Consider the following 8,169-nt stretch of genomic DNA (forward strand, 5'->3'; position numbering starts at 1 on the left):
GAACCCTTGCGGCAATCAGGCCGCGGCCAGCGCCTGCTCCAGATCGGCAACCAGATCGTCGGGATGCTCGACACCGATCGACAGGCGGATGGTGGTTTCGAGCACGCCGATGCGCTGGCGCACCTCCAGCGGCACACCCGAATGGGTCATCGCCGCCGGATGGCTGGCCAGCGATTCCGTGCCGCCGAGACTGACCGCCAGCTTGAACAGCAGCAACGCGTTGAGGAACGCAAAAGCTGCCTTCTCGCCGCCGCGAATGTCGAAGGAGAAGGTCGAGCCCGCCCCCGTGCACTGGGCCTGAAATACCTTGGCTTCCGGGCTGCCAGCGTCGAGGAATGGCAGGTAATGGACCTTTTCCACCTTGTCATGGTCGCGCAGGAATTGCGCCACAACCTTCGCATTGGCATCGGCCTTCTCCATGCGCAGCGCCAGCGTTTCCAGCGAGCGGCCGAGCATCCAGCAGGAATGCGCGTCGAGCTGGGTGCCGATGGCGCCGCGCAGCGCCTTGATCGGCTTGATGATGTCCTTCGGCCCCATCGCGGCCCCGGCGATGAGATCGGAATGGCCGCCGACATATTTGGTCAGCGAATAGAGCGACACGTCCGCGCCGAGTTCCACCGGGCGCTGGAAGACCGGCCCGAGCATGGTGTTGTCGCACATCACCACCGGGCGGTGGCCCTGCGAACTGCCAAGCTCATCCGCCACCTGCCGCATCAGCGCGAGATCGATGACGCTGTTGATGGGATTGGACGGCGTTTCCACCAGAATGATCGACACCCGCCCCTTTGCGGCGGCGTCTTTCGCCGCCTTGCGAACCGCCTCGCCATCCACGCCATTGGAGAAGCCGACGGCCTGGATGCCAAGCCCGGCCAGCGTGCGCGCCAGCAGTGTTTCGGTACCACCATAGAGCGGCTGCGAGTGCAGGATGACGTCACCCGGCTTCGCGTAGGCGAGGATCGCCGTCGAGATGGCGGACATGCCGGACGAGAACAGCACGCAGTTGTCGGTGTTTTCATAAACCGCCAGCCGGTCCTCGACGATCTCGCTGTTGGGATGGTTGAAGCGCGAATAGACCAGCCCTGCGCTGGTGCCCTGCGGCGGCTCCTTGCGGCCGGAGGTGTAGTCGAAGAAATCGCGCCCCTCCTCGGCCGAATGGAACACGAAGGTCGAGGTCAGGAAAACCGGCGGCTTGACCGCGCCTTCCGAAAGCAACGGGTCGAACCCGTAGCTCAGCATCATCGTCTCGGGATGCAGCTTGTGATTGCCGATATGGGTTCTGGAGGGTTTTGGCGCGGTCATGACGGCTCCCGGAAGCGGCCTTGCGGCCCATTTTTCAATCCTTTGCGCAATCTAGCCAAAGAATGACGTGCAGTCCTTGCTATTTTAAGCTGATTGTGACTGAAACACCGCAATTCATGCCCACGGACAGCCAAAAATGACGCAAAAAATTGCCGATGAGTTCGACCGGAAAATTCTCAGCCAGTTGCAGGCGGATGCGCGCCTGCCCAATATCGATCTGGCCGAAAGGATAGGCCTGTCGCCCTCGCCCTGCCTGCGGCGCGTGCGGCGGCTGGAGGAAAGCGGCGTCATCCGCGGCTACACAGCGCTGGTCGACCCCGCCGCCTTCGGCTGGACGATGACGGCGCTCGCCACCATCCGGCTCGTCCAGCAGAACGAGGACTACATCGTCATGTTCGAGCAGGCCGTTCAGGAGTGGGATGAGGTTCTGGAATGCCATCTCGTCACCGGCCAGCGGGACTATCTGCTCAAGGTCGCCGCCTCCGGCCTCGGCGAATATGAGCGCTTCATCAAGGAAAAGATCGCGCGCCTGAAATGCGTGGCCTCGATCGAGACCTCCTTCATCATGAGCACGATCAAGGAACGGCGCATCTGAGCGAATGTGAAAGGGGCGGTTTCCCGCCCCTTCTCTTCCTCGCGTCCAATGCCTGCGTCTATTGCAGCGCCTTGTCGGTGATCGCCGTGGTGTAGGCGCCCTCCGGCTCCTTGGTGATGATCTTCTGGTCGAGAAGCGCCTTTGCGGTACGCTCATAGACCACCGGGTCGAGCTTGCCGTCGCCGATCAGCTTGCCGACCTCACCCACCATGCGCTTCTGGTGGTTTTCGTCCTCGCCACCGGCTTCCATGACGGCTTCAGCCGCTTCTTCCGGATTGTCGACGGCATATTTCCAGCCCTTCATGGAAGCACGCACGAAGCGCACCATCTTGTCCTCGAAGGCCGGATCCTTCAGATTGTCCTCGATGACATAGAGCCCGTCCTCCAGAAGGTCGTTGCCGAGGTCGGTGTAGTTGAAGACCACAAGATCCTCGGGCTTGAAGCCGGCATCGATGGCCTGCCAGTATTCGTTATAGGTCATCACCGAGATGCAGTCGGCCTGCTTCTGGATCAGCGGCTGCACGTCAAAGCTCTGCTTCAGCACGGTCACGCCGTCCGCCCCGCCTTCGGTCGGCAGCCCCAGCTTGTTCATCCACGCATAGAACGGATATTCGTTGCCGAAGAACCACACACCCAGCGTATGGCCCTTGAAGTCGGCCTCGGTCTGCACGGGACCGTCCTTCGGGCAGATCAGTTCAAGGCCCGACTTGGCATAGGGCTGGGCAATGTTGACGAGATTGACGCCCTTGTCGCGCGCGGCCAGACCCGCCGCCATCCAGGTCACGATCACATCGGCGCCGCCGCCGGCGATCACCTGCTCGGGCGCGATATCGGGGCCACCATTCTTGATCTCGACGTCGAGCCCTTCCTCTTCATAAAAGCCCTTTTCCTTGGCCACGAAATAGCCTGCGAACTGGCCCTGAGCCACCCATTTGAGCTGCAGAACCACCTTGTCCGCAGCCATGGCCTGTGCGGCGGCAAGGGACATCGCCCCGGCAAGCAACGATACGAGCATTTTTTTCATTGTTCTCACCCTCTGAAAAGCCATCTACCCACCACGGACAGACGGGTGCCAAAACGTGACGGCGCGCTCCACCAGCGCCACCACGCCATAGAACAGCGTGCCGGCCACGGCCGCCACGGCAATCTCCGCCCACACCATGTCGATGTTCATGCGCCCGACTTCGGTGGAGATGCGGAAGCCCATGCCGACCACCGGCGTGCCGAAGAATTCGGCCACGATCGCGCCGATCAGCGCCAGCGTCGAATTGATCTTCAGCGCGTTGAAGATGAACGGCATTGCCGCCGGCAGGCGCAGCTTGAACAGCGTCTGCCAGTAGCCGGAGGCATAGGTGCGCATCAGGTCGCGCTCCATGTGGCCGGAGGCGGACAGGCCGACCACGGTGTTCACCAGCATGGGGAAGAAGGTCATGATCACCACGACCGCCGCCTTGGACTGCCAGTCGAAGCCGAACCACATGACCATGATGGGGGCGACGCCGATGATCGGCAGCGCCGCCGCCATGTTGCCGATGGGCAGCAGCCCGCGCCGCAGGAAGGTGAAGCGGTCGGCCGCGATGGCAGCAATGAAGCCGCTGGCGCAGCCGATGACGTAGCCGGCCAGAACCGCCTTGAAGACGGTCTGGCGCACATCCGCCATCAGCACCCCGGTCGAAGTCGCGATCCGGGCCGCGATGGCGCTGGGCGGCGGCAGCAGAAGGAAGGGGATGCCCGCGCCGCGCACCACGGCTTCCCACACGATCAGCACCCACGCGCCGAAGATGATCGGGATGATGATGCCAAGCGCCTTTCGGGCATGATGGGAAGCCGGCTTTTGCGCGGACAGGATCGTCACGCAGCACCATGCGAGAAGCCAGGCTGCGCCAAGCGCCAGATAGAACGAAGCGCCCGCCTGCCCCTCATGCCCGGCGATGCCGCTGAGCAGCAACCATGCCGCCCCGTGTGCGCCGATGAAGAGAACCCCCGCCTGAGCGATGGGATTGGTGGCAATCGCCCATGTGCCGGCAGCCGCCAGCGCGATCAGTCCGAGCGCCGGCCAGATATTGTCCGGCCCCCCACCGGCAGCGGTTGCTGCCTGCAGGACTGCGCCGACGATAACCGCCAGAAGCGCGGCCGGGACCTGCCATGGAAGTGAAACCTTCATGCCGGCCTCCCACCCATGGCGCGATCGGTCAGGCGCCCGGCCAGCCCGACCAGCGCCACCAGTATCACCGCGACGATCGAGCCGGCGACCAGTGCCGCCCAGATGTCGATGGTCTGGCTGTAATAGGAACCGTTGAGCAGCCGCGCGCCGATGCCGGCCACCGCCCCGGTCGGAAGCTCGGCCACGATGGCGCCGACGAGGCTTGCCGCCACCGCCACCTTCATTGAGGCGAACAGGAACGGCAGCGATGCCGGTACCCTGAGCTTCCAGAACACCTGCGGGCGGGTGGCGTTATAGGTGCGCATCAGGTCGAGATGCATGACTTCGGGTGAGCGCAGCCCCTTTACCATGCCGACGGCGACGGGGAAGAACGACAGATAGGTCGAGATCAGCGCCTTCGGAAACAGCCCGGTGATGCCGATGGAGGCGAACACCACCACCACCATCGGCGCGATGGCGAGGATGGGAATGGTTTGCGATGTGATGATCCACGGCATCAGGCTGCGGTCGAGCGATGCAAAATGCACGATGCCGACGGCGATCAGGATGCCCAGCACGGCCCCGAAGGCGAAGCCCACGAAGGTCGAGGACAGCGTCACCCACGAATGGTAGATCAGGCTGCGGTTGCTCCACGGCTTCACCGTGAAGGTGGACTTGTAGAAGTTCTGCGCCACCTGATGCGGAGCCGGCAGCGTCGGCTTGGGCTGCGACCACGTCCGCATCAGAAACTCCAGCGTGCCGGGCTGTTCGCCGGCGCGGCGGTCGAGATCGCGCTGGAACGGTCCGTTCAGTTGCACGGCGAAGGCGTACCAGACCACCACCAGCATTGCCAGCAGCGTAGTAACGGGAACGATTTTGGATCGGAAACTGTCCATGTCAGCCCTCAATCCTCATAGGAGTGGCCGGCCTTGAGACCGTCGCGCACGCGCGCCGCGATGGCGAGGAACTCCGGCGTCTCGCGGATGTCCAGCGGCCGCTCGCGCGGCAGGTTGGTCTCGATCACGTCGGTGACACGTCCGGGGCGCGGCGACATCACCACGATGCGGGTGGAAAGATACACCGCCTCGGGGATCGAATGGGTGACGAAACAGATCGTCTTGTTGGTGCGCGCCCACAGCTCCAGCAATTGCTGATTGAGATGATCGCGCACGATCTCGTCCAGCGCACCGAAAGGCTCGTCCATCAAAAGCAGGTCGGCATCGAAGGCGAGCGCGCGGGCGATCGAGGCACGCTGCTGCATGCCGCCCGAAAGCTGCCACGGATATTTCTTCTCGAACCCGGCCAGATTGACCAGTTCGAGCGTGCGCCTGATGCGCTCCTCCCGCTCGGCTTTGGAAATACCCATGATTTCCAGCGGCAGCGCCACATTGTCGGCGATGGTGCGCCACGGCAGCAGGGCGGCCGCCTGAAACACATAGCCATAGGCACGGCGCTCGCGCGCCTGTTCCGGCGTCATGCCGTTGACCAGAATGGTGCCGGAGGTGGGCTTTTCCAGATCGGCGATGACCCTCAGCAGCGTGGTCTTGCCGCAACCGGAGGGGCCGATGAACGACACGAACTCGCCCTTGCCGATGGTCAGGTCGACATTGCTGAGCGCCTGCACCGGGCCGTCATTGGTGTTGAAAGTGAGACCAAGCTTGCTTGCGGCCACCACGGTGGCGAGACCGTTTTCACCGGCCGGAAGTGGGGAGGAAGGCTTGTGGGTGGCAATTGCATTCATGAAATCAGGCCCTTCCCCGGTCATTATTTCTGGTCCTCATCCGCCTCACACTCCCGTCGCCGGGATGCCGCTGCGCTCGATCCTGCGCGGTGCCGTGATCTCCTTCCATGTCGACAGCGCCCGGTTGGGCGCCGGATTGGGCTTGCGCGCCACGAACGCGCCGTGGCCCGGCCTCGTCTTCATCTCGGTTTCCTGAACCACCAGCTCTCCGCGTGAGAAGACAAAGCGCGGCATGCCGGTCACCTCCATGCCCTCGAAGACGTTGTAGTCGATCACCGATTGCTGGCTGCCGGCCGCAATGGTCTTCGTCCGCTTCGGGTCCCACACCACGATGTCGGCGTCGGCGCCTTCCACGATCGCGCCCTTCTGCGGATACATGTTGAGGATCTTCGCGATGTTGGTGGAGGTCACCGCCACGAACTCGTTCATGGTCAGCCGCCCGGTGTTGACGCCCCTCGTCCACAGCACCGGCATCCGGTCTTCCAGACCGCCTGTGCCGTTGGGGATCCTGGTGAAATCGCCGACGCCATAGCGCTTCTGCTCGGTGGTGAAGGCGCAATGGTCGGTCGCCACCGCCTGAAGCGAGCCCGATTGCAGACCGGCCCACAGCGAATCCTGATGCAGCCGGTTGCGGAAGGGCGGGCTCATCACCCGGCGCGCCGCATGGTCCCAGTCCCGGTTGAAATATTCGTTCTCATCCAGCGTCAGGTGCTGGATCAGCGGCTCGCCATAGACGCGCATGCCCTTGCTGCGCGCCCGGCGGATCGCCTCGTGGCTCTGCTCGCAGGATACATGCACGACATAAAGCGGCACCCCCGCCATGTCGGCGATCATGATGGCGCGGTTGGTGGCCTCGCCTTCCACTTCCGGCGGGCGCGAATAGGCATGGCCCTCAGGCCCGTTGTTGCCCTCGGCAAGCAGTTTCTGCGACAGGGCAGCAACCACGTCGCCATTCTCGGCATGGACGAGCGGCAGAGCGCCAAGTTCGGCGCAACGCTGGAACGAGGCATACATCTCGTCGTCGTCCACCATCAGCGCGCCCTTGTAGGCCATGAAGTGCTTGAACGAGGGGATGCCCTTGTCCACCACCTGCGCCATCTCGTCGAACACCTGCCTGTCCCACCAGGTGATGGCCATGTGGAAGGAATAGTCGCAGGCCGCCTTCGAGGTCTTGTTGTCCCACATCTGCAGGGCTTCGAGCAGCGATTGCTGCGGGACCGGCAGGCAAAAATCGACCACCATGGTCGTGCCGCCGGCAACGGCAGCGCGGGTGCCGCTTTCGAAATCGTCGGCGGAATAGGTGCCCATGAAGGGCATTTCGAGATGGGTGTGCGGATCGATGCCGCCCGGCATGACATAGCAGCCGGTGGCGTCGAATTCGTGGTCGCCGTGCAGATCGGTGCCGATGGCCACGATCCTGCCGTGCTGCATGAGCACGTCGGCCTTCCACGTGCGGTCGGCGGTTACGACGGTGCCGTTCCTGATGACTTTCGACATTGTGTTCCCCTTGTTGCTGCCGCTTCTTCGCGAGCGGCTTTAAGCATTCGGTTCATGTGATTCAGTTCATTCGACGATCTCCGCCGTTTCGATGACGGCATGGAGGAGGACGTCGGCGCCTGCTGCGGCCCATTCCCTGAAGATGTCCTCGGCCTCGTTGTGCGACAGTCCGTCGACGCAGGGGCACATGATCATCGTCGCCGGCGCCACCTTCGCCACCCAGCATGCATCGTGGCCGGCGCCCGAGATGATGTCCATGTGCGAATAGCCCAGCCTGTCGGCGGCGGCGCGCACCCGCGCCACCAGCTCGGGCGCGAAGGTCACCGGATCGAAATGGCCCACCGCCTCCACCGCGCAGCCGACGCCAAGCTCGTCCGCGATCTTTTTCGCGCCCGCCTCGACCTTCGCCCGCATGGCGTCGAGCTTGGCCCGGTCGGGCGAGCGGATGTCGACCGTGAACACCACCTTGCCCGGCAGCACGTTGCGCGAATTGGGCGCGAACATAACCTGTCCCACCCCGCCAACGGCGCCGGGCTGGTTTTCCATGGCAACAGTCTGCACCAGCTCCAGAATGCGGCCCATGGCAAGGCCGGCATTGACCCGCATCGCCATCGGCGTCGAGCCGGTATGGGCCTCCTTGCCGGTCAGCGTGAATTCCAGCCACCACAGCCCCTGGCCATGGGTGACGACGCCGATCTGCCGGCTTTCCGCCTCGAGGATCGGCCCCTGCTCGATGTGGTATTCGAAATAGGCGTGCATTTTGCGCGCGCCCACCTCTTCCTCGCCCACCCAGCCGATGCGCTGCAGCTCGTCGCCGAAGCGCTTGCCCTCCATGTCGGTGCGGCCATAGGCATAGTCGAGCTCAAGCTCGCCCGCGAACACGCCCGACGCCAG

General features: G+C 63.7%; 8 protein-coding genes. 1 reads left to right on the forward strand and 7 read right to left on the reverse strand.

What is annotated here, in order from left to right; all coding sequences use genetic code 11:
* Positions 1-15: 15 nt before the first annotated feature.
* Positions 16-1,299 carry a cystathionine gamma-synthase family protein gene (locus AC5XE7_RS14485; protein ID WP_495366504.1) on the reverse strand — a complete coding sequence of 428 codons (1,284 nt, stop codon included), beginning with the start codon at positions 1,297-1,299 and terminating at the stop codon, positions 16-18.
* Between the two features lie 136 nt (positions 1,300-1,435).
* Here AC5XE7_RS14485 and AC5XE7_RS14490 point away from each other — a divergent pair, with 136 nt between their 5' ends.
* Positions 1,436-1,894, forward strand: a complete 459-nt coding sequence (locus AC5XE7_RS14490; protein WP_183831187.1) for an Lrp/AsnC family transcriptional regulator — start codon at positions 1,436-1,438, stop codon at positions 1,892-1,894.
* A 58-nt stretch (positions 1,895-1,952) separates the two neighbouring features.
* On the opposite strand, the gene AC5XE7_RS14495 is transcribed toward AC5XE7_RS14490, so the two are convergent.
* The 6 genes from AC5XE7_RS14495 to AC5XE7_RS14520 form a co-directional block, all read right to left on the reverse strand.
* Complete coding sequence (locus AC5XE7_RS14495) at positions 1,953-2,918, reverse strand: ABC transporter substrate-binding protein (protein WP_495366503.1); 966 nt, start codon at positions 2,916-2,918, stop codon at positions 1,953-1,955.
* Positions 2,919-2,942: 24 nt separating this feature from the next.
* Positions 2,943-4,058, reverse strand: a complete 1,116-nt coding sequence (locus AC5XE7_RS14500) for an ABC transporter permease (RefSeq protein WP_495366502.1) — start codon at positions 4,056-4,058, stop codon at positions 2,943-2,945.
* Positions 4,055-4,933, reverse strand: a complete 879-nt coding sequence (locus AC5XE7_RS14505; protein ID WP_495366501.1) for an ABC transporter permease — start codon at positions 4,931-4,933, stop codon at positions 4,055-4,057. The genes AC5XE7_RS14500 and AC5XE7_RS14505 overlap by 4 nt, the downstream gene beginning before the upstream one ends.
* A gap of 8 nt (positions 4,934-4,941) precedes the next feature.
* Positions 4,942-5,778: an ABC transporter ATP-binding protein gene (locus AC5XE7_RS14510; RefSeq protein WP_239799158.1), complete on the reverse strand. Its 837-nt coding sequence runs from the start codon at positions 5,776-5,778 to the stop codon at positions 4,942-4,944.
* Positions 5,779-5,823: 45 nt separating this feature from the next.
* Positions 5,824-7,275, reverse strand: a complete 1,452-nt coding sequence (hydA, locus tag AC5XE7_RS14515) for a dihydropyrimidinase (protein ID WP_495366500.1) — start codon at positions 7,273-7,275, stop codon at positions 5,824-5,826.
* A 66-nt stretch (positions 7,276-7,341) separates the two neighbouring features.
* Positions 7,342-8,169, reverse strand: an 828-nt coding sequence (locus AC5XE7_RS14520; protein ID WP_495366499.1) for a hydantoinase/carbamoylase family amidase, incomplete at its 5' end; no start/stop codon positions are given.

The organism is Aquamicrobium sp. YD-1-mutant5 (assembly GCF_059509755.1).